Origin of the sequence: Veillonella parvula (genome assembly GCF_945949885.1) — a bacterium.
Taxonomy (GTDB): Bacteria; Bacillota; Negativicutes; order Veillonellales; family Veillonellaceae; genus Veillonella; species Veillonella parvula_B.
In genome coordinates this window covers 106,670-128,844 of record NZ_CAMFFZ010000001.1, presented here as the reverse complement: position 1 = coordinate 128,844, position 22,175 = coordinate 106,670, and the positions used below count along the sequence as shown (strand labels likewise).

Below are 22,175 nucleotides of genomic sequence, written 5' to 3'. Positions count from 1 at the left end.
GGCTTTATGAAACAGGAGTCTAAACAAAAAAAGAACGTAGGTACATCAGTTATGGGGAATGATATTGAGACTACACAAAATACTATGCATGTATTGGATGAGAATAAGGTACTTAAAAAGAGTTATGAAGATGTAGTATATATTTCTCAACCCTTTGGGGCGACCTCGTTGAACACTTTAGCGGCACGAGCTTTGTTATTTGGATTAAACCCAGTGCCTTAAAAAAAAGGCTCGTGTCCTTGAGCTTGGATGTTCTTTTGGTGGGAACATTATTTCTCAAGCTTTATATTATCCTGAAGCGTCTTTTACGGGCATCGATTTATCATCTTCCCAGATTAAGAAGGGAAATGAACTGATTATGTTGATGGGACTTACCAATATACATTTGATTGAGAAGGATATTCTAGATATTGATGAATCGTTCGGCACTTTTGACTATATTATTGTACATGGTATTTGGTCCTGGGTTCCAGATGTGGTAAAAGATAAAATTCTATCTATCTGCAATAAGAATTTATCCGACAACGGTATAGCTTATGTATCGTATAATACGTATCCTGGATGGAAACGATTAGAGCAGTATCGAGAAATTATGCAATATGCAGAGCAAAAAGAGTTGGAGCTACCATTGATGGAACGGACTTTATATACGAAGAATATATTGAAGCTCGTAGCGGATACGATGGGGTTGGATAATCGGATAAGTCAAAAAGCGAGCTATAAAATTGATAACATCCAAAATGTGTTAAGCTCTAACGATTATTATGTGGCTCATGAATATTTAGAGCCTTTTAATGATCCTGTATATATACATGAATTTATAAAACGTGCCAATGATCAAGGTTGTGTATATATTGGGGATGTATTTCTTTTACGATCTTTTATAAGTTGGCTACCAGAGGATATTCACGATAATATAGCTCAATTGGCAAATGATGATTATATTGCAAAAGAGCAATATTATGATTATACCTCAACGTTTTATAGATTTTATTTCTACTATAGTAGAAAAGGAAGGCAGCTCCTATATTGGTATAGGCGACATGTACAATAAAGTACAACAAGATATAGATAATGGATTTCTTTTTGTAATAAAGCAAATGGTGGAGCCTACAACAAGAGAAAAGATTCTTGCTATTATGGATGACAATATTACAGTTCAGCGTCATACGCGGGATAATATTGATTTTATTGTTCCTAATAAAGTGTACTTAGAGGAAATTTTACAACGTATAAGAAGGCTCCGGGTTTTTACATAAAATAGAAGATTAGAGGTATATATGGCAATTAGTAAGGAAATACAGAAGTCTAGTGAAGTGAAATTTGATGGTAAATTGATTCAAGTTACCTATGATATTGCCGATGTAAATGGCAAAGATGCATGGCGTGAAGTGGTGCATCATCCTGGAGCTACCGCTATTGTGGCGGTAACAGAGGATAATAAGATCGTTATGGAACGTCAATTTAGATATGCTTTGCAGCAGCCATTACTGGAGGTACCTGCAGGAAAACTAGATCCAAATGAAGAACCCATTGTTTGTGCTAAACGGGAGCTTGCTGAGGAAACAGGCTATCGTGCAGCTCAATGGATCTCACTAGGGACTATTGCTACGAGTCCTGGTTTCTGTAATGAAGTATTACATTTATATCTTGCGAAGGACCTTACCATGGGGGAAACTAATTGGGATCCTGATGAATATGTAGAGTTAGAATACTACACATTGCCAGAACTATTGGAGGCTATCAAGAATGAGACTATTAAGGATAGTAAATCTTTGGCGGCCCTTATGCTTGCTATGCCATATCTTAAGTAAGTTTTAGAAATTTTATCTCTCAATATATTATGTATTTTATTAATTCATATTGATGATTTTAATTGTAATATGTTACAAAGTATTTTTACATTATATGAGTAACTAATCTCATATAGATTTAGGAGTACATATGTATAATCGAATTATTCTACTAGTAATGGATAGTGTCGGCGTAGGATATGCAGCTGATGCGATTAAATTCGGCGATGAAGGTTCGAATACATTAGGACATATCGAAGCTGTAGCAGGACCTATTCGCTGTCCAAATTTAAAATCCATAGGTTTAGCTAATATTGCCGATATTTCAGCGTTTGATGAGCCTGTTATTGGTGCTTATGGTCGTATGGCGGAAATGAGTACCGGTAAAGATACGACAAGCGGACATTGGGAGATGATGGGGCATCCTGTAATGGTACCATTTCCGACATTTTATGAAGGATTTCCGAAGGAATTGATGGATACTTTCACAAAAGAAACGGGATATGGAGTTCTTGGTAATGAGGTAGCCTCTGGAACAGAAATTATTGAACGCCTCGGAGAAGAACATATAAGAACAGGTAAGCCAATCGTTTATACATCGGCGGATTCTGTCTTTCAAATTGCTGCTCATGAGGATATCATTCCTTTAGAAGAGTTGTATCGCATGTGTCAAATTACACGCGATAAGGTATGTGTCGGTGATTATTATGTGGGGCGCATCATAGCTCGACCTTTTGTTGGTACACCAGGGCATTTTGTACGTACTTCAAATCGTCATGACTATAGTCGCATGCCTGAAAAGAAAATGGTGCAACAAGAGTTACAAGACGCAAACATTCCGACAGTGGCAGTTGGCAAAATCGGCGATATTTATGCTCATGTTGGCTGGGATGCATCATATCCGACAAAGTCTAACGCGCATGGTATGAACGTAGTTCCTTATCTATTGGGCCAAAGCTTTGCACGGGGATTCATGATGGTCAACCTTGTTGAATTTGATAGTCTGTACGGTCATCGGCGTAATGTAGAAGGGTATAAGCGTGCTATTGAAGACTTTGATTACCAATTAGGTGGTTTGTTGGACTTGCTTAAAGATGACGATTTACTTCTCATCACCGCAGATCATGGGAATGATCCGACTTGGAAAGGTACAGATCATACGAGAGAAATGGTGCCTTTGCTAGCTTATAGTCCAAGTATGAGTTATTCAGTAGCTTTGGGTGATAGACATAGTTTTGCGGACATAGGTGAAACAGTATTGCAAAATTTTAGATTACCACTATGGCATATTGGAAAATCATTTTTGGATGTTCTTAATTTGAAGTAATTTACCTGTGTAGAGTATAGGATAAAAGATGTTGATTTTAATGCCGATACAACTAGTAAATAACTAGCTGCATCGGCATTTTATCTTTTGGAGTAATTTTTAAAGGCCGGAGAAAATGTGTTGCAAAAAAACTAAAAGCCATACCTTATTATAGAGAATATCTAGTCTTGTAGTTGTTATTTCTAATGATGTAACAAGATTTTCTAAAAAATTTAAAAAAAATATTGACACACACGGATACGTGTATTATACTTACATCATCAGGTGAAAGAATTCACTAACATGTAGAACAGAAAGACTTAGATTCTCACAGCAATTCTTTAACATTTTACAATTAAAAAGATGAGGATAGAATCTAGTATAATTTCATAGTTATCGTTCATAAACGGTTCATAAGGTTAGACACAAGCAGCAAATTCCTATTGATTAAATTAAAAGAGTAATGATAGAGACCATTTGGTCTCGGATATCGTGTCTAGTTAGCCTTAGCCTCGATGAGGTTAGTAATTGTATTGAACTTTGTATTGTAACCGCTCATGGTTATCTTGTTTATTTTGCTTTCAAAATTTACGTTGTGATAATCCGCAGCGGTTTTTTATATGCCAAGGAGATATGAACTATGAATACATTTATGGACGCATTAACAACAAATGAAAAATCCTATACCGGTAATGGTGGAACGGCGTATCGCACGAGTGGTAGTACTCTCGTAGACCTAAATTTTTCCGTTCCTTCTTTGCGTAATGCAGCAATTAATTTCTATGGTAAAAGTAAAAGCCAATCCTATTTTTATGGAGAGTCACATAAGATGGAAGCAGTTGACGCATTGCGTTTATTTATTACATCTTATGAGGAAGATCCTTTTTATACCATGAAGTGGCTTATGTATGCACGCCACATTAAGCTTGGTCTTGGTGAACGCGATGTATTTCGTATGATGCTCACTAAAATCGGTGATTTGTATCCAGAAATGGCTTTGCAATTTATCATTGGTACTGAGTTGTGGAATTATGGTCGTTGGGATGATGTATTGCGTATCTATTTTGATACGACTAGTGATGTTCTTCATGACGGATTGGGGAAACTAATTAGGAATCAATTTAGTCATGATGTGATAGGCTGTGGTCTTGGCGATTCTATTAGCCTTCTAGCAAAATGGATGCCTTCTAATAATACGTCATCTAAGCCGGCTCGTTCTGAGGCGATTATTTTACAATCCTTATTGAATTTGAATGCTCGTGAGTACCGTAAGACCTTATCCATGTTACGTAAATACCTAGCAGTTGTTGATCGTAAGGCATCTCTTAACCAATGGAATGATATTAATTATAATCACGTGCCATCTAAGGCAAATTTAAAATATCGAGATGCCTTCCTAAATCATGACGAGGAACGTCGTAAGATTTATCTTGCATCCTTGAAAAAGGGTGATACATCTGTTAGGATTAATGCTAATTCTATGTTCCTTTACGATATTGTTCATGCCTATACGAATCCCAATGGCTGGGTAGGTACCATTAAAGAAGAGGATCCTACACTAGAAGAATTGTGGAAGGCTCAAGAGCCACCCAAAGCGTATGATGATATATTGATCATACGAGATGGCTCAAGCTCTATGTGGCAACCAGTAGCAGGCAATAACTCTGTGACGGCCCTTAGTGTGGGCGATTCCATTGCACTATATTGTACAGAGCATAATAGGAATCGAGCTTTCAAAAATCGATTTATTACGTTTAGTAGCAATCCCGAAATTGTTGATATTTCAATGTGTGAGTCATTGCATGATAAATTAAGACGATTACGTAGATTCGATGATTTTCGCACTACGGATATTGAGGCTACCTTTGATTTGATTCTAGATACGGCTATTAAGTATCATATGCGTCAAGAGGATTTACCTAAGACGTGTCTTGTCATTTCGGACATGCAATTTGATCAAGCTACAGTTCATAGTGATACGGTTACAGTAATGGAAATGTGTCGTAAGAAATTTGAAGACTGTGGTTATAGTATGCCACGCCTTATTTTTTGGAATGTGTCTCTTTATGCGCACAATACAATACCTGTACAATCACATCCAAGCGGTGTCATTCTCGTGTCAGGATTCTCTAAATCCATCGTTGATATGGTCGTATCTGGAGACCTTGATTCTGAACGAGCATTAAAGGCAGAGTTAGATGCTAAGTGTAGTATTGTTGATACTGTATTAAAAGACTATGTTACCCATAAGGTAGCATAGTCTTTATTGATGATTTAAATACCGCAATACATAGTAATTTGAAGTAATCACTATGTATTGCGGTAATTTTGTATACAAAATTTTAAACATATACAGGAAATTTATGTAGTTATGTGGAAATATATAAATATACATGAATACGCCCATGATTGTAAGTACGAGAGGAGGAATCATTATGAGAGAACAAGTACAAGGTAGTGTATGGGACAAAGTATTTAAGGTTTCAGAACGGGGCTCATCCGTATCGAGAGAGTTATTTGCGGGGGCCACCACATTTCTTTGTGTTTCTTATGTATTAGCCGTAAATCCGGTTATTCTTGGCGCTGCCGGTATGGATGTAGGTGCCGTATTTACGGCGACGGCTGTGAGTGCCATCATCATGACTTTATTGCTGGCTCTGTATAGCAATATGCCGTTTGCAGGATTATCCGGTATGGGTATCAATGCATTTTTTGCTTATACTATTGTTGTCCAGATGGGGCATAGTTTTGCCTTTGCTTTGACGGCTCAATTAATTGCAGGTTTAGCATTTTTACTGATTGCGGTTACACCGTTAAAAGAATACCTGTTCAATGCCATACCTCATACGATTAAACTGGCGGTAACGGCGGGCATCGGATTATTTATCGCCCTCATCGGTCTCAGCAGTGCAGGTCTTATTGTCAGCAATCCTGCCACTATTGTGAGCATTGGCGATTTACAAACTCCATCCAGCCTAGTATCTATATTGGGAATTATATTGATTGCCGTTTTTACGGGTCGTAATGTAAAAGGTGGAATCTTTCTGGCTGTTATTATTGCTGCGGTCGTAGGATTTTTCTGCGGTATTACCAAATTGCCGGATACGGTAGTTTCTATGCCGCCGTCGTTGGCACCAATTTGGTTTCATTATGATTTGAGCGAACTTTTGTCTGTGGATATGGTGTTTGTGGCCTTTACATTTTTATTCGTCAACTTATTTAATGTGGTCGGTGTATTGATTGGCCTTACAAATCAAGCTGAGGTACCTCAGGAGAAACAGATGAGTGTTCAGAGTTCCTGTATGAAAGTATCCGCTTTAGGCACTATCATCGGTAGTGCACTGGGTACATCGCCTCATATCGTGGCTGTTGAATCGGCTGCGGGTATCGCAGAGGGTGGACGTACGGGGCTGACCGCGTTAACCATTGCGGGGCTCTTTATAGCATCCTTATTCCTGGCACCGTTACTCATGGTTATTCCTGTGGCGGCTACTGCTCCGGTACTCATCGTGGTAGGTCTATTTATGATGGCATCCGTTAAGGACATCGATTTTGGTGATATTTCGGAAGGACTACCGGCATTTTTGACCATTATTATGATGCCATTTGCTTACTCAATAGGTGTGGGTATCGAATGGGGGCTCATCAGTTATGTTTTGATTAAAGTGTTGACCGGTAAGTATCGAGACATTTCCGGTGTCATGTATTTCTTGGCGCTCATTTTCGTTTTGAAAGAAGTCTTTATGTAGGGAGGACCCTTATATGATACAATTCAATGCAAAAATTTCTCGACAGGCACAGGGGTTGGATAAGGCTCCTGTCGTATTGAAGGGGGCATCTGTTTTAAATGTATTCACCGATGAATGGGTAAAAGCGGATATTGCGATTCATGATGATACGATTATAGGTGTAGGAACATATACCGGTGAAACAGAATATGATTACAGCGGTAAATATATTGTGCCCGGATTTATAGACAGCCATCTTCACCTGGAATCCACCTTGGTGAATCCGAAAGAACTCGTATTTGAGGCCTCTCAAGTGGGAACGTTAGGATTTATTGTAGACCCTCATGAAGCCGGTAATGTAGCGGGTATTGCAGGTGTTGAGTATATGATTAATGAAACGGCTACTGCTCAGGGTGATGTGTATGTTATGGCTCCATCCTGTGTGCCCGCTGTACCAGGTGAAGATAATGGCGCTATTTTAGATGGCGATATGTTACATAAGCTACAAGCTAATCCACGTATTTTAGGATTAGGTGAAGTCATGGACTGTTATAGTGTTATCAATAGTGATCCATACATGATGAAAAAGTTAGATTACTTTAAAGATACAATTATGGATGGACATATTATTGGACTTTCACCAGAGCAAGTAGCAAGCTATCGTTTGGCAGGAATTACTACAAATCATGAATGTATTTCCTACAAAGAAGCAAAAGAGCAAGTTAAAAATGGTATCTATGTATGGATTCGTGAGGGCAGTGCGGCTCATAATCTAGATTCCATTGTGAAAGGGCTTGTAGAAGAGCAAGGGAATACGGAACGTTATGGTTTCTGTACAGATGATAAACATATTGAGGATATTCGTTCAGAAGGCCATATCAGCTATAATATTCGTCGTTCTATTGAACTGGGACTGACACCAGTCCAAGCTTATAAAATGGCCTCTACTCATCCTGCATCATGTTATGGTTTGAAACATTTAGGTGCTATTGCGCCCGGTTATAGTGCTAATCTTGTAATTCTTAATGATGAACAACGCGTAGATATTTACGAGGTGTTTTATAAAGGAAAACCGATTGAACGCACTCTCGTAAGAGAAGAGAAGGTTGTACCAGCTGAATTACTGCATACGGTTAATATAGGTACTTTCACAAAGAAAAAATTAGACGTTTTTGTTGAAGGTCCGCAAGCGATTATTAATATTGTTCCGGGACAGATTGTAACGAAGAAAACGGTGGAAGATGTACCATCAAAAAATGGATTATTCGTGCCTAATGATGTATTTAATAAAATTACCTGTATAGAACGGTATAAGGCGACCGGACGAAATGGTGTAGGAATCTTGAAAGGGTTTAACCTTAAGAACGGTGCCATTGCCACATCCTTTGCACATGATTCACATAATTTGATTGTTGTTGGCGACAACGATGCAGATATGATGGTTGCTATTGAGCGTATTCGCGAAATTGGCGGCGGATATGTCATTGCTAGTGAAGGCAAAGTAGTAGAGGAACTAGCTCTTGAAGTAATGGGCTTAATCACAAATCGACCTCACGAAGAAGTAGATGCAAAAGTGGCTAAGATGAAAGATATTGCTTACGGTATGGGCGTGCCGAAAGGCCTAGATCCTTTTATTAATTTGAGTTTCCTTGCATTAACTGTAATTCCAGAAATTAGAATCACTACTACAGGTGTGATGGAGTTCTAGTGTTAAGTTTAATGAAAAGCTAATATAAAAAGGGGCTGTAACAGAATGTGGTTTTACCACATTCTAGTTGCAGTCCCTTTTGCTTTTATCCTTGAAACAGGATGAGTTTATTTAATTATAGCAAGCCTTGATTTTCCATCATATCTTTAATATCAAGTATGGTAGATTTACATACTACATCATAATCTAATGAACCAAGGACGTCTGCAAATTTAGTGTCATTTTCATTTTTACAGTTTCAATATGGAATTAATAGTCCTCTAATCTGACCATAGGGCTTAAAAAAATATAACTGTATAACAAAGAAAAAATTATTTTATAATTAAATAAGAAAAGGGTATAAAAAAACAGTCTCAACGGATATCCGAGAGACTGTCTTGCTTGCTTTTAAAATTATAAAGCGTTTACTTTAGCTGCAAGGTTAGATTTTTTGCGAGCTGCAGTGTTTTTATGAAGTACACCTTTGGAGGCTGCTTTATCAATTACGCTAGTAGCATGAACAAGTGCTTGTTTTGCTTCTTCTACTGCGCCTGCTTGAACAGCTTCAACGGTTTTACGAGCTGCTGTACGAATTTGAGATTTTACAGCGGCGTTTTTCGCACGACGTTCAGCATCCGTTTTTACGCTTCTAATACTGGATTTAATGTTTGGCAATTGAGTCACCTCCTTAAAAATCGTTTCTTATACCTGAATGATTATATCATACCAAATATTGATACGCAAGGACTTTTCAGCCCAATATTTTCCTTAATGACATGATTTGTAAAACATTTTCTACTGTTTATTAACGAAAGCACATATGTAGTTTTTAAAATCAAATTACTTACTCATTTTCTAGTGTAACAATATATTAATTTTTATTTATGAAAGTTAAAAGGATCCTTATGTTATAATGAAGAATAGAATTAAGTGAGGTGTATTATGAAAAAATTAATGATTATAGATGGTAGCAGTTTGTTATTCCGTGCATTTTTTGCATTACCACCATTAAAATCCGCTTTGGGAACACCAACGAATGCAGTATATGGCTTCTTAACAATGCTCATTAAATTGTATGAAGAAATTAATCCTGACTATATTGCCGTAGCATTTGATAAAGGTCGTCAAACATTCCGTACTGAAATGTATAGTGAATATAAAGGAAATCGTCCAGATGCACCTGAGGATTTGCGTCCACAATTTAGTTTAATTCAAGATGTATTAAAAGCATTGGGCATTTGTGTCATCGAAGAAGAAGGTTTTGAAGGGGATGATATCCTTGGATCCTTGAGTAAAAAGTTTGGAGCCCCTGAAATGGCTGTTCAAATTATTACAGGTGACCGTGATAATTTACAGCTTGTAACAGAACATAGTCATGTGTTCTTAACTAAAAAAGGTATTTCTGATATGTTAGAAGTTACTCTAGATAATATGGAGGAGCTTTATGGTTATGGTCCTGATAAGGTTATCGAAATGAAGGCGCTTATGGGTGACTCTTCCGATAATATTCCAGGTGTACCAGGCGTAGGTGAGAAAACAGCGCTTAAATTAATTACCGAATATGGCAATCTTGAATCTGTATACGAACATATTCAAGATGTTTCTGGTAAGAAATTAAAAGAGCGCCTCGTAGAGAATAAAGAGTTAGCCTTCTTATCTCGTGAATTGGCAACAATAAAAACAGATATGGAGTTATCTTATAAAGTGGAAGATTTTGTACAAAACTTCCATACCTCTGAAGTACAGCCTTTATTTGAAACTTTAGGCTTTACTAAATTAACACCTCGCATTGTTCAAGTAATGGGGGGCGAGGAAGCAACTTTTGGAGATCCAGGCTCTTTATTTGCACCACAAGAGGAGATTTCTTTAGATGATTTAGCGGATGCTAAAGCATTAACAGCCGACTTCTATAAAGATAAAACGGTAGCAGTGCATGTCATATTAGATGGTAAGACTCCATTTAGAGCGGTAACGAATACGTATCTATATAATGGTGATACTATTGTAAAAACAGACGATACTAAAGCTGTTTTAGCTGTATTACAAAGTGCTAAAGTCATTGTTACAACTCAAACTAAGGAGATTATCGAAGCCTTTGGTGCAGATGTGCCAGCTGAGATCTCTTTATTTAATGCTGATAAAACTGCTCGTGTTCACGATATGTCTCTCATTGCGTATTTATTAGATCCTACGCGTACTAATTATGGATATCTATATCTAACTGAGCGCTTCTCTGTACCTAGCATTGCTAGCGGTAGTGTAGATGTAGAATGCGTATCCATGGTGAAAGCATTACTCGACATGAACGAAGCAGCTTGTGAATCTGCTCGTCGTGAAGAGTTATGGTCTTTATATGAAACGATTGAGTTGCCTTTGATTCATACTTTAGTAGTGATGGAAAAGAATGGTATCTATATCGATACAGAGAAGTTGGCGGAAACAACAACTCGTTTTAAAGAGGAACTAGCTCAAGTACAACAAGAGATTTATGAACTAGCCGGAGAAAATTTCAATATCAATTCACCTAAACAATTGGGTGTAATCTTGTTTGAAAAGATGAACTTGCCAATCATCAAGAAAACTAAGACCGGCTATTCTACAGATGCGGAAGTACTGGATATGCTTCGTCACGAAAGTCCGATTGTTGAAAAAATCTTGGCATACCGTTCTGTTGCTAAATTAGTATCTACCTATTGCGAAGGTTTGGCAGTTCTCATCAATGATAAGACTCGTCGTATTCATACGACTTTCAATCAAATGGTTACGGCTACAGGTCGACTTAGCTCATCTGATCCGAACTTGCAAAATATTCCTGTTCGTACCGAAAAAGGCCGTGAAATTCGTGCCTTATTCTATCCGGGTGCTGGATATGATACATTGGTGAGTGCCGATTACTCCCAAATTGAGTTGCGTATCTTAGCCCATTTATCTGGCGATGAAGCATTGATTAAAGCCTTCGTAGAAGGCAAGGATATTCACCGCTTTACTGCGGCAGAGGTGCTTGGTAAAGCTCAAGATGATGTAACTAGCGAAGAACGTTCTCATGCGAAGGCTATTAACTTCGGTATTATTTACGGTATTTCTGACTTCGGTTTATCTCGTGACCTTGGTATTACACGTGGTGAAGCTAAAAATTATATTGATCTTTATTTTAGCCGTTACCCTAAGGTTAAAGAGTATATGGATCGAATGGTTCAAGAGGCTCATGAAACAGGGAAGGTTCACACTATGTTTGGTCGTCAACGCGAGTTACCTGATATTAATAGTCGTAACTTTAACCGTCGTTCTTTTGCTGAACGGACCGCAATGAATACGCCAATTCAAGGTACTGCCGCAGATATTATTAAGTTAGCCATGAACCAAGTGGAGAAAAAATTAGAAGAACAAAACTTTAAGTCTCGACTTTTATTACAAGTACATGACGAACTAGTACTTGAAGTGGTGAACTCTGAATTAGAAGCTATAGAAGAATTATTACGTAGTACAATGCAATCTGTTGTAGAGCTACAAGTACCTCTTATTGTAGACGTACATCATGCAGAAAACTGGGCATTAGTAAAGTAATATATATTTATAATTAATAGAAGGGATATATGTTTAAAATTGGCTTAACTGGTGGCATTGCATCTGGCAAAAGTACAGTTCTTACATATTTTAAGGATAAAGGTATACCGTATATCGATGCTGATATTGTGGCTCGTGAAGTTGTAGAGCCTGGTACAAAAGGGTTAGAAGCAATTGTAGCTGTATTTGGAACCGATGTATTGCACGATGATAGGACATTAAACCGAGAAGCATTAGGGGCTATTATCTTTCACAATGAAAATAAACGCCAACAATTGAATGGTTGTTTAAAAGAGCATATTCAAAATCGAATCAAGGAGCTCACAGCTCATTATGAGGCACTACATACACCCGTTTTACTATATGATATTCCCTTACTCATCGAAGGAGAGTGGTATACCATGATGGACGAGGTGTGGCTCGTATATGTGAATGAGTCGACTCAAATTGAGCGCTTAATGAACCGCAATGGATTTACCAAAGAGGATGCATTGGCTCGTATTAAGAGTCAAATGCGTCTTGATGATAAACGTCCTTATGCAGATGTAATCATTGATAATAATGGTACACCTTTGGATTTAAAGAAACAATTAGATACCATCTGGAATGAGCGTATCGAATCAGTTCTATAAGAAAATCAATAATTGCCATTTTATGTGTCAAATTTGGTATATAAATAATAGTAATAAATGGTATAATAAGCCCATAAAATTTAGCATAATATTAGTTTAGCATTTGTTATATGTCAGATTTTGATGACTATTTTCAGTTTGTATGTAGAAAGGGGGATATATGAAACGTGCAACGGCAACGGCACTATCCTGTGTCGTACTTGGGTGGTTTTATTTTATATACCTAGATGATCCTTTGGCGCGTCAAATCGCGTATCCCTTTAACTATAAAGAGGAAGTTATAGCTGCAGCTGAGAAAGAACAGGTGCCGCCATCCTTGGTGGCTAGTGTTATCTTAGCTGAAAGCAAGTATAAAAACACAGCGGAGTCTGAAACCGGTGCGCTTGGATTGATGCAACTCATGCCAGATACAGCGCGTTGGGTGGCACAACAAGTAGGACATGGCAACTATACGGATCGTCAACTAAAAGAGCCTACTATAAATATTGAGCTAGGTACTTGGTATTTAGGTCATTTGCTGAAAGAGTTTAATGGGGATCAGGTGCTTGCACTAGCTGCCTACAATGCTGGTCGTGGTCATGTGGAATCGTGGATTCACGAAAATAATTGGAATGGAATGGTTGATACGATTCCATTTCCTGAGACTCGTAGCTATGTAAAAGCAGTCTTACAGTATCAAGAAAGATATGAGGCGTTATATGGAAACAATTATTGAAGCTTGTAAAGCCTTAGACTATTCCTGGTTGCCTCAATCTATTGAAGGCTTTACGTTAGTTACCTCTACTGAAAGTGACTATACAACGTTAACTAATCGTATTAGTGCTGGTGAAGACGTTTTAAAGGTACCTATTTTCCATTATCAAAACGATTTGGGATGGCGTTGGTCTGCCTTATATGATAAAGAGGTAGAGGATTATACAGTACATATAGAAATGCCACTATTTTCCTTTGTAGACATTTCTTTTGTGCGAGCCGATTTAGAGACTTTTTGGACCGGGCTACAAGAACGATGTGTAAAAGGGTTAACCAATATGTTAATAGAACCTGCTAATAATTTTACCTTTACTTATCGTCGCCGAGGGATTCCTGAATGGGACTTTTCACAAGCTATGTCTGAAGAGTTAGAAGGTTTTGTACGCGATATTGATCCAGCCCATGCGATTCGCATGATTAATGGGTCTTTTATCATCGGCGAATACCGCAAGATGGATGAGTGTACAGGCTTACTATTGTATTATAATGAATTGCGTGATGAATACTTTGCGGAACTTCGTTATAAAAGCTATCCAGAAATTGACCATCATTTAGATGCAAAAAATCTAGATGATTTAGCAGTGCTATTGCGTGAGCATTTAGGTGCGATACTAAAAGGCTTGAATGAGCGCGTTGATTAAAGTTTGGATAGATTTAACTATACTATGTTTTGTCATTTTTTGTTTTTATAGAATGACTTATGTGGGATTGGTTTCTTTAATACCCATTAGAAAGCGTAGAATTTGTATATACATAGTAAATGTGATATACTATATATGACTTTTATATAAATCTTTTAAAAGAGTGGGCTTATGTCCACTCTTTCATTTATGATTAGCTCAATTTTAGAGTATTTAGAATCAAGAGATATATACAAGATGTAGTAAGTAAGGAGGCGATGGCTATGAAAAGAGAAGCAGTGGAGGCGTTTGTATCCTCTGTAGTTGAAGGTATTATAGCCGGCACCAATATGGAACTCGTCGATGTAGACTATGTACGTGAACGGGATTGGTATTTACGTGTCTACCTTGATAAACCAGGTGGTGTAGATTTGGATGACTGTCAGTTGGTGAGCGAAAAATTAAGTGCTGTCCTCGACGAAAAGGATCCAATTACGGAAAACTATTTATTGGAGGTATCTTCTCCCGGTCTCGATCGAGTTCTTAAGAAAGACAAGGACTTAGTTCGCTATAATGGCCGTGATGTAGATATTCAGTTGTTTAAGGCTATTAATGGCAGTAAACAATTTACTGGTGCATTACAAGGTTTTACAGACTCAACTATCGACTTTACTATCAATGGTGAAAGCATGACATTTGAACGTTCTACCATTGCACAAATTCGATTACATCTTGATTTTTAATATATGGAGGCATACGAGTGAGTCAAGAATTAATTCAAGCGGTAATGGTGCTTACAAAGCAAAAAGGTTTTGCTCCTGAGGTTATTTTTGAATCCTTAGAGGCTGCATTGTTGCAAGCATATCGCAAAGAACCAACATCTAACCCAGATGCGTACGTTGTGATTGACCGCGAAACAGGTGTTTATAAAGTAATGGCTAAAAAACAAGTTGTGGAAACTGTTGAATTACCTGAAACAGAAATCAGCTTGTTGGACGCTCGCAAAAAAGATAAACGTTTTGAGATTGGTGATGTAGTAGAAGTAGATGTAACTCCTGCCAACTTTGGCCGTAGTGCTGCCCATACTGCTAAACAAATGCTCATTCAACGTTTAAAAGAGGCTGAGCGGAGTGTAGTATACGAAGAGTATTACAGCCGTGAAGGAGACATCATCACTGGTGTTATTACTCGCGTTGAAGGTAAAAATGTATTTATCAATCTTGGTAAAACGGAAGCGATTTTGCCTCCAACTGAGCAAATTGTTACAGAAACATACCGTGAAGGAGATCGTATTAAATGCTATATCGTAGAGGTTAAGAAAACTACGAAAGGCCCTCAAATTATGATTTCTCGCACACATCCAGGTTTATTGAAACGTCTATTTGAGCTAGAGGTTCCAGAAATCTTTGAAGGCGTAGTAGAGCTTAAGTCTGTAGCTCGTGAGCCGGGGATGCGTTCTAAAATCGCTGTATATAGTCGTGATGAAAATATTGATCCTGTAGGTGCTTGCGTAGGTCCTAAAGGGCAACGTGTACAACATATTGTTGATGAATTACACGATGAAAAAATAGACATTGTTAAATGGGATGAAGATCCAGCAATTTACATTGCTAACTCCTTAAGCCCTGCGAAGGTTGTATCGGTAGATGTAAGTGAAGAAGAAAAATCTTCATATGTAGTAGTACCTGATTACCAATTATCTTTAGCTATTGGTAAGGCTGGTCAAAATGCTCGTTTGGCGGCTAAGTTGACTAACTGGAAAATCGATATTAAAAGTGAAACTCAAGCTGCTGAAGAACCTTTTACAGGTTTCGGCAATGCTGAGGATGGTGAATAGTCATGAAACCAAAATCCCAACCTATGCGTACTTGCGTAGGATGTGGTGAATCTAAGGCAAAACGAGAATTGATTCGCTTAGCCTTGAGTCCTGACGGCAATATCACTATTGATCGCAGCGGTAAAGCACCAGGACGTGGAGCTTATTTATGTGAATCCATGTCATGTTTTGAGCAGGCCTATAAGGCAAAACGATTAGAACGGTCCTTAAAGCATAGCGTATCTAAAGAGATATATGAAGCGTTACAACGTGATTTACAAGAGAATGAGTAATCACTGATATACATGAATGAATATAAAATTTTAAATCTCTTAGGCTTAGCGCAACGAGCAGGAAAAGTTATTTCTGGTGATTTTATCGTAGAAAAAGCTATAAAGAGAAAGGAACCGAAATTGGTACTTCTCGCTGGTGATTGTGCAGCCAATAATGAAAAGAAATATACTCAATTAGCAGAAACCCATCACATTCCACTTCACAGTATTGCCGATAAAGAGGCTTTAGGAACGGCCATTGGTAAGGAAGTTCGGGTAGTAGTCGCCGTACTAGATGATGGATTTGCAAAGGCATTACTTAAAGAGATTGATCGATAATAAGGGGGTATGTAGATGTCCAAAAAACGCGTTCATGAAATCGCCAAAGAGTTCGGCGTTGAAAGTAAGCAGGTCATTTCTATCTTGCAACAACATAATATTAATGTTACTAAAGCAGTTAATTCTGTAGATGATTCAGGTTATGAAATTGTAAAAAAACAATTAGGTAAAAAATCTGAAGCTCCTAAAGTAGCACAAAAAAAAGAAAAAAAGGTAGAATCGAAATCTGCTCCAACTGCAGCTCATAAACAAGAAGCTGCATCACATAAACAACAGCATTCAAATCGTTCTAACGAACAGAAAAAAGATAAACACAAACAAGCTGGTCAAAAACAAGACGATCAATCTAAACAAAAGGACCATAAAAAAGGCAATGTCCGTCATGTACAAATCTCTGAGCCTACACGCAAATCCGATGGTAAGCAACATGGTGGAGACAGTGCTAACAATCGCCTTAATAATACCCGCAATAATGATAACCGTAATAACGGTCGTTCTAATGATGTGCGTAACAATGACAATCGAAACAACGATAACCGCAATTCTAATAATGATCGCCGTAACAAGAAAAATAAAAAAGGTGGTAATAACCGCCCCCAATCCTTGTTATCTACATCTATGCAAAAAAAGAAAAATCGTGTAAAACATCGTAACGAGCAGTACCTACAACAAAAAGCAGAAGCTGAACGTAAAGCTGAAGCAGCAATTGCTACAGAAATTGAATTGAGTGGGCCTCTAACTGTTAAAGACTTAGCTGAAAAAATGGGTCGCGAAGTATCTGAAATCATCAAAAAATTGATGCTTTTAGGTGTTATGGCCAGCATTAACCAAGAGGTTGATGTAGATACAGCTACTATCGTGGCCGAAGAGTTCGGTGTAACTGTAACTGAAGTAGAACCTGAAGAAGACCCTACAGATGTTATTGAAATTGAAGATGCACCAGAAACATTAAAACCACGACCTCCTGTAGTAACTATCATGGGTCACGTTGACCATGGTAAAACATCCTTGTTGGACGTAATTCGTCAAACTAATGTAACAGCTGGCGAAGCTGGTGGTATCACTCAACATATTGGTGCGTACCAAGTTCGCTACAAGGATAATAAAATCACATTCCTTGATACACCAGGTCATGAAGCATTTACTGCTATGCGTCTACGCGGTGCGAAATCCACGGATATTGCAGTTCTTGTAGTCGCTGCCGACGACGGTGTAATGCCGCAAACTATCGAGGCTATTAATCATGCGAAGTCTGCAGATGTACCTATTATTGTAGCCATCAACAAAATGGATAAACCAGGTGCTAACCCAGACCATGTTAAACAACAATTGTCTGAACATGGCCTTTTACCAGAAGAATGGGGCGGCGATGTAATCATGGTTCCAGTATCTGCTAAACAAAAACAAGGTATTGATGACTTACTTGAAAATATCTTGCTCATAGCAGAAGTTATGGAATTGAAAGCGAACCCTAACCGTAAGGCATATGGCGTAGTTATCGAGGCTCAACTTGATAAAGGTCGTGGTGCCGTATGTACTGTCTTGGTACAGAAAGGTTCTCTTCGTGTAGGTGATACAGTACTTGCGGGTACTGCATACGGTAAAGTACGTGCTATGACAAATGAACGCGGTGAAAAAGTAAAAGTTGCTCGTCCGTCTATGCCGGTAGAAATTTTGGGCTTCTCCGAAGTTCCACAAGCTGGTGAAATTATAAATGGTATGGATGATAACGAAGCACGTGCAATTGCTGAAAAACGTATTGCTAAACAACGGGTTCAAGAATTACAAGCTACACATAAAGTTACATTAGATGATATTTTTAATCAAATTCAACAAGGCGAGTTGAAGGATCTTAATATCATTATCAAAGCCGATGTTCAAGGTTCTGTAGAAGCATTGCGTCAATCTTTAGAAGGCATCAAAAACCCTGAGGTACGTATTGTTATCGTTCATGCTGCTGTAGGTGCTATTAATGAATCGGATATCATGTTGGCATCCGCATCTAATGCGATTGTAATGGGCTTTAATGTACGCCCTGATGCTAATGTTCGACGTGCAGCGGAACAAGAAAAGGTTGATTTGCGTACATATCGTGTAATTTATGATGCTATCAATGATGTTGAATCTGCTATGCGCGGTATGTTGGCACCTCAATTTAAAGAGGTTGTCGTAGGTCGTGCAGAAGTGCGTCAAGTTATTTCTACCCCAAAGGCTATTGTAGCTGGCTCTTATGTAACGGAAGGTCGTATTACTAACGATTCTGAAGTTCGTTTAATTCGTGACGGCATCGTTGTATTTGAAGGTAAGGTTGATTCTTTACGTCGATTCAAAGATGAAGTTAAGGAAGTTAAAACATCCTTTGAATGTGGTATCTCCTTAGAAGGATATCGCGACATCAAGGAAGGCGACGTTATTGAAGCATACTTGATGGAAGAAATTGTACCTCAATTATAGGAGGTTTATATGAGTGATGTTCGTGTCAGAAAATTACAAGAATTTATCAAACAAGAGGTAAGTCAAATGTTGATGCGTGGATTGAAAGATCCTCGCATCGGTTTTACCACAATTACTGATGTTCATATAACAGGTGATTTGCGTGAAGCTACGATTTATGTTTCCTTGTTTGGTTCCGATAAGGAAAAACAAGATACCCTTATCGCATTAAAGCATGCGGCTGGACATATTCGTACCGAGCTTGGAAAGGTACTTCAATTGCGACATACTCCTTCCATCACTTTTGATAAGGATACGTCCTTGGACTATAGCATGCATATTGAATCCCTTTTGAACGAAATTAAAAAGGATGAAGAAACAAATTAACAAAAAGGATACAGAACATGAGTAAGATTACTATTAATCAATTACATATGGCTCTGTGTGAAGCTAATTCTATTATGCTAACCGTCCATATTAGACCTGATGGGGATGCTATTGGGTCCATGGTAGCCTTTTATGAAGCCCTTGTAGGACAAGGTAAAACTGTATATATGGTAGTGGATGATGTAGTTCCTGAGAAGTACACATTCTTACGGTATACGGACCACATCCATGATGTAGCGTATTTTGAAAATAATCCAGTTGATGTTGATATGCTTATGGTTTTGGATGCTAGCACGTATGAGCGAATTGGCAAAGTAGGTGCACTCTGGAGTGCACCTATTTTTAATATAGACCACCATATTTCTAATACGGAATTTGCGGATTATCTATATTTAAAGCCTGACTTTGCTGCTACTGGTGAAATTGTTACCGACTTATGTACAAAATGGAATTGGCCTATCACTGAATCTATGGGTATCGCGTTATATATGGCGATAGCTACGGACTGCGGTTTCTTTAAGTTTAGTAATACTACGGCGAATACCCTTGAGATGGCTGCTAAATGTGTAGCTGCAGGGGCTAGACCAAATGTTATTTCTGAAACCATTGAAGCCGTATCTGCTAGTCGCTTAGAATTAACAAAACAAGTTATGCAAACTATCGAGTTTCATAAAAATAATACAGTGGCCACTATCGAGTTGAATTGTGATGCCATGAATATTCTTGGCGATGATACAGATGGTTTTGTAGACATTATTAGAAATGTTGATACTGTAGATGTGGCAATTTTATTAAAAGCAGAAGCTGATAATAGAACACGTGTAAGTTTACGTTCTAAAGGTATTGATGTGAACGCTGTAGCAAGCCATTTTGGTGGAGGTGGTCACATTCGTGCTGCTGGGTGTACTATTAATTTGCCGTTACAAGAAGCAAAACAGGCTCTCATTGAGGTGATTTAATAATGGATGGGATATTACCGTTTTTAAAACCTCCTGGTATTACGAGTCATGATGCCGTTGCTATTTGTCGTCGTATTTTAAAAGAAAAGCGCATTGGTCATAGCGGTACATTAGACCCTATGGCTTATGGTGTATTGCCTGTATTTCTTGGCAAGGCTACTCGCCTTATAGAATACACCGAGGATTTTGATAAAACTTATGTAGCAGAATGTAAATTGGGTACTTTTACAGATACTGAAGATAGCTCAGGACAAACTGTATTGCCAGATACTAATATGGTATTGCGTGATGGCGTTGTATTGAATCAAGCTATTCAATCTACAGAGATCTCAGCAACTATGGTTAAACCAAGCTTTGAAGAACTGGTTAGTATCTTGAAAAAATTTGCAGGTATTCAGGACCAAAGACCGTCTAAGTATTCAGCTATTAAAGTAAACGGCATTCGAGCTTATGAATATGCTCGTAAAGGTATTCCTGTAGAGCTACCATTACGTCAAATTGATATTAAAAATATTGAGCTCATTGCTTATGGATTTCCCTTTTTTACGATTCGCGTGACTTGCTCAGGCGGGACTTATATTCGCTCATTATTACGCGATATTTGTACTGCTTTAGGTATACCTGGCACGATGACTTCTTTGGCACGTACTCAAGTAGGGCCTTTTGACATCGGTTCCGCTAAGATGGCTGAAGAGATAATGCTACATGGTGAAAGCCTTTTGTTACCAACGGATGCGGCGGTTTCTCATCTTTCAAAAGTGACTGTAAATAGTGTACAATTAAGGATGATGGTGCAAGGGAAGGAATTACCTATTGAAAGGGAATTTTCTTTTACCGAACCAGATAATTTTTATAGAGCCTATGGACCTCTTGGTTTCATAGGTATTATGAAACGAACAAACCACTCATTAAAGGTGGAAAAAAATATTTTTATTGAAGGATAAGTATGAAGCAAATACATTCGTTTGATGAACTACGTCAAATCAAAGATACAAAAGTATATGCCCTTGGTACCTTTGATGGCATTCATCGAGGTCATCAACGAGTTATACGTAAGGCTGTTGAAGAGGCTACATCAGTCAATGGCGTAAGTATCATCATTACCTTTGAACATCATCCGTTGACTATATTACATCCAGAACGAGTACCTAAACGGGTGATTCAAGAAGAGATTATGGATACTGTGTTAGAAGAGCTCAAAGTTGACTATATTTTACGGTTACCTATGACTGAAGCATTATTAAAAATGACTGCAGATGAATTCTTACATGATCTCTGCAATGATATGAATGTGGAAGCTATTGTAATTGGTGAAAACTTTACATTTGGTGCAAAGGGGCTTGGCAATCCAGAATATATGAAAAAAGTGGTAGCGGATAAGAATATACGAGTTCTTGTACAGCCTTTATTGCCATGTGATGGTCGTAGTACACCTATTTCTAGTACAGAAATTAGAAAGGCTATTCATGAAGGACGTTTGGAGGATGCAAATCATTGGCTAGGTAGGCCATTCCAGTTTAAAGGAACTGTGATTAAAGGTGATCAACGTGGACGCACATTAGGATTTCCAACATTAAATCTATTACTTCCTAATGAAATGGCTACACCTCCAGATGGAGTCTATGCTAATCGTGTATGTATTGGTGGTATTTGGTATGATGGGGTAGGCAATATTGGAGATAATCCAACCTTTAGAAATCAGTACCATAGATGTGAAGTACACGTTTTTAACTTTGACCAGGATATATATGGAAAAGAAGTGATTGTACAGTTCATTTCTTATATTAGAGGAGAAGTTAAATTTAATAACTTACAAGACCTTATCGATCAAATGAAGGTAGATGAAGAACAGGCTCTAGCTATTTTAGCTAATGCATAAAAAGGGG

The 22,175-nt window shown here is 38.0% G+C and carries 19 protein-coding genes and 1 pseudogene; 19 read left to right on the top strand and 1 reads right to left on the bottom strand.

Annotated features, from left to right (window positions below):
- Positions 1 to 6 precede the first annotated feature (6 nt).
- The 6 genes and pseudogenes from Q7O55_RS00640 to ade all read left to right on the top strand — a co-directional run bounded on the left by Q7O55_RS00640 (position 7) and on the right by ade (position 8,535).
- Positions 7 to 1,272, top strand: a pseudogene (locus Q7O55_RS00640) (methyltransferase regulatory domain-containing protein).
- A gap of 8 nt (positions 1,273 to 1,280) precedes the next feature.
- Complete coding sequence (locus Q7O55_RS00635) at positions 1,281 to 1,814, top strand: NUDIX hydrolase (RefSeq protein ID WP_303927641.1); 534 nt, start codon at positions 1,281 to 1,283, stop codon at positions 1,812 to 1,814.
- 130 nt (positions 1,815 to 1,944) lie between these two features.
- The gene (locus Q7O55_RS00630) at positions 1,945 to 3,120 is read left to right on the top strand and encodes a phosphopentomutase (RefSeq protein WP_303927639.1); all 1,176 of its coding nucleotides are present in this window, start codon (positions 1,945 to 1,947) and stop codon (positions 3,118 to 3,120) included.
- A gap of 619 nt (positions 3,121 to 3,739) precedes the next feature.
- Complete coding sequence (locus Q7O55_RS00625; RefSeq protein ID WP_303927638.1) at positions 3,740 to 5,359, top strand: DUF2828 family protein; 1,620 nt, start codon at positions 3,740 to 3,742, stop codon at positions 5,357 to 5,359.
- A 175-nt stretch (positions 5,360 to 5,534) separates the two neighbouring features.
- Positions 5,535 to 6,848 (top strand): NCS2 family permease, encoded by a 1,314-nt coding sequence (locus Q7O55_RS00620; protein ID WP_303927636.1) that lies wholly within the window; start codon positions 5,535 to 5,537, stop codon positions 6,846 to 6,848.
- Positions 6,849 to 6,861: 13 nt separating this feature from the next.
- Positions 6,862 to 8,535 carry an adenine deaminase gene (ade, locus tag Q7O55_RS00615; protein WP_303927634.1) on the top strand — a complete coding sequence of 558 codons (1,674 nt, stop codon included), beginning with the start codon at positions 6,862 to 6,864 and terminating at the stop codon, positions 8,533 to 8,535.
- Positions 8,536 to 8,928: 393 nt separating this feature from the next.
- On the opposite strand, the gene rpsT is transcribed toward ade, so the two are convergent.
- Positions 8,929 to 9,189, bottom strand: coding sequence for a 30S ribosomal protein S20 (rpsT, locus tag Q7O55_RS00610; RefSeq protein ID WP_004692998.1), 261 nt, complete (start codon positions 9,187 to 9,189; stop codon positions 8,929 to 8,931).
- A gap of 267 nt (positions 9,190 to 9,456) precedes the next feature.
- Here rpsT and polA point away from each other — a divergent pair, with 267 nt between their 5' ends.
- The 13 genes from polA (at position 9,457) to Q7O55_RS00545 (ending at position 22,168) form a co-directional block, all read left to right on the top strand.
- On the top strand, positions 9,457 to 12,078 hold the full coding sequence (polA, locus tag Q7O55_RS00605) for a DNA polymerase I (protein ID WP_303927632.1): 2,622 nt from the start codon (positions 9,457 to 9,459) through the stop codon (positions 12,076 to 12,078).
- 29 nt (positions 12,079 to 12,107) lie between these two features.
- Entirely contained in the window at positions 12,108 to 12,710 is a 603-nt protein-coding gene (gene coaE / locus Q7O55_RS00600) for a dephospho-CoA kinase (protein WP_303927631.1), read from the top strand.
- A gap of 160 nt (positions 12,711 to 12,870) precedes the next feature.
- Entirely contained in the window at positions 12,871 to 13,425 is a 555-nt protein-coding gene (locus Q7O55_RS00595; protein WP_303927630.1) for a lytic transglycosylase domain-containing protein, read from the top strand.
- Positions 13,409 to 14,104, top strand: coding sequence for a hypothetical protein (locus Q7O55_RS00590; protein ID WP_303927628.1), 696 nt, complete (start codon positions 13,409 to 13,411; stop codon positions 14,102 to 14,104). Before Q7O55_RS00595 ends, Q7O55_RS00590 begins: the two co-directional genes overlap by 17 nt.
- 263 nt (positions 14,105 to 14,367) lie before the next feature.
- Positions 14,368 to 14,826: a ribosome maturation factor RimP gene (gene rimP, locus Q7O55_RS00585; RefSeq protein ID WP_303927627.1), complete on the top strand. Its 459-nt coding sequence runs from the start codon at positions 14,368 to 14,370 to the stop codon at positions 14,824 to 14,826.
- Between the two features lie 17 nt (positions 14,827 to 14,843).
- Positions 14,844 to 15,920 carry a transcription termination factor NusA gene (gene nusA / locus Q7O55_RS00580; protein ID WP_012864256.1) on the top strand — a complete coding sequence of 359 codons (1,077 nt, stop codon included), beginning with the start codon at positions 14,844 to 14,846 and terminating at the stop codon, positions 15,918 to 15,920.
- A 2-nt stretch (positions 15,921 to 15,922) separates the two neighbouring features.
- A complete protein-coding gene (gene rnpM, locus Q7O55_RS00575) occupies positions 15,923 to 16,192 on the top strand; it encodes an RNase P modulator RnpM (RefSeq protein ID WP_303927624.1) in 270 nt (89 codons plus the stop codon).
- Between the two features lie 12 nt (positions 16,193 to 16,204).
- Positions 16,205 to 16,510, top strand: a complete 306-nt coding sequence (locus tag Q7O55_RS00570; RefSeq protein WP_303927621.1) for a ribosomal L7Ae/L30e/S12e/Gadd45 family protein — start codon at positions 16,205 to 16,207, stop codon at positions 16,508 to 16,510.
- Between the two features lie 15 nt (positions 16,511 to 16,525).
- Entirely contained in the window at positions 16,526 to 18,964 is a 2,439-nt protein-coding gene (gene infB / locus Q7O55_RS00565; protein ID WP_303927619.1) for a translation initiation factor IF-2, read from the top strand.
- A 9-nt stretch (positions 18,965 to 18,973) separates the two neighbouring features.
- Positions 18,974 to 19,330 carry a 30S ribosome-binding factor RbfA gene (gene rbfA / locus Q7O55_RS00560; protein WP_303927618.1) on the top strand — a complete coding sequence of 119 codons (357 nt, stop codon included), beginning with the start codon at positions 18,974 to 18,976 and terminating at the stop codon, positions 19,328 to 19,330.
- Positions 19,331 to 19,347: 17 nt separating this feature from the next.
- Complete coding sequence (locus tag Q7O55_RS00555) at positions 19,348 to 20,289, top strand: bifunctional oligoribonuclease/PAP phosphatase NrnA (RefSeq protein ID WP_303927615.1); 942 nt, start codon at positions 19,348 to 19,350, stop codon at positions 20,287 to 20,289.
- A 2-nt stretch (positions 20,290 to 20,291) separates the two neighbouring features.
- Entirely contained in the window at positions 20,292 to 21,233 is a 942-nt protein-coding gene (locus tag Q7O55_RS00550) for a tRNA pseudouridine(55) synthase TruB (protein ID WP_303927613.1), read from the top strand.
- 2 nt (positions 21,234 to 21,235) lie between these two features.
- Complete coding sequence (locus Q7O55_RS00545; protein ID WP_021148068.1) at positions 21,236 to 22,168, top strand: bifunctional riboflavin kinase/FAD synthetase; 933 nt, start codon at positions 21,236 to 21,238, stop codon at positions 22,166 to 22,168.
- Positions 22,169 to 22,175: the final 7 nt, after the last annotated feature.

What these genes read in the sequence shown, in the direction of transcription:
- Q7O55_RS00635 (WP_303927641.1), top strand. Translation starts at nt 1,281, where the DNA reads ATGGCAATTAGTAAGGAAATACAGAAGTCTAGTGAAGTGAAATTTGAT.
- Q7O55_RS00550 (WP_303927613.1), top strand. Translation starts at nt 20,292, where the DNA reads ATGGATGGGATATTACCGTTTTTAAAACCTCCTGGTATTACGAGTCAT.
- Q7O55_RS00630 (WP_303927639.1), top strand. Translation starts at nt 1,945, where the DNA reads ATGTATAATCGAATTATTCTACTAGTAATGGATAGTGTCGGCGTAGGA.
- Q7O55_RS00625 (WP_303927638.1), top strand. Translation starts at nt 3,740, where the DNA reads ATGAATACATTTATGGACGCATTAACAACAAATGAAAAATCCTATACC.
- rimP (WP_303927627.1), top strand. Translation starts at nt 14,368, where the DNA reads ATGAAAAGAGAAGCAGTGGAGGCGTTTGTATCCTCTGTAGTTGAAGGT.
- infB (WP_303927619.1), top strand. Translation starts at nt 16,526, where the DNA reads ATGTCCAAAAAACGCGTTCATGAAATCGCCAAAGAGTTCGGCGTTGAA.
- Q7O55_RS00590 (WP_303927628.1), top strand. Translation starts at nt 13,409, where the DNA reads ATGGAAACAATTATTGAAGCTTGTAAAGCCTTAGACTATTCCTGGTTG.
- ade (WP_303927634.1), top strand. Translation starts at nt 6,862, where the DNA reads ATGATACAATTCAATGCAAAAATTTCTCGACAGGCACAGGGGTTGGAT.
- Q7O55_RS00545 (WP_021148068.1), top strand. Translation starts at nt 21,236, where the DNA reads ATGAAGCAAATACATTCGTTTGATGAACTACGTCAAATCAAAGATACA.
- Q7O55_RS00595 (WP_303927630.1), top strand. Translation starts at nt 12,871, where the DNA reads ATGAAACGTGCAACGGCAACGGCACTATCCTGTGTCGTACTTGGGTGG.
- rnpM (WP_303927624.1), top strand. Translation starts at nt 15,923, where the DNA reads ATGAAACCAAAATCCCAACCTATGCGTACTTGCGTAGGATGTGGTGAA.
- rbfA (WP_303927618.1), top strand. Translation starts at nt 18,974, where the DNA reads ATGAGTGATGTTCGTGTCAGAAAATTACAAGAATTTATCAAACAAGAG.
- polA (WP_303927632.1), top strand. Translation starts at nt 9,457, where the DNA reads ATGAAAAAATTAATGATTATAGATGGTAGCAGTTTGTTATTCCGTGCA.
- Q7O55_RS00570 (WP_303927621.1), top strand. Translation starts at nt 16,205, where the DNA reads ATGAATGAATATAAAATTTTAAATCTCTTAGGCTTAGCGCAACGAGCA.
- Q7O55_RS00555 (WP_303927615.1), top strand. Translation starts at nt 19,348, where the DNA reads ATGAGTAAGATTACTATTAATCAATTACATATGGCTCTGTGTGAAGCT.
- Q7O55_RS00620 (WP_303927636.1), top strand. Translation starts at nt 5,535, where the DNA reads ATGAGAGAACAAGTACAAGGTAGTGTATGGGACAAAGTATTTAAGGTT.
- coaE (WP_303927631.1), top strand. Translation starts at nt 12,108, where the DNA reads ATGTTTAAAATTGGCTTAACTGGTGGCATTGCATCTGGCAAAAGTACA.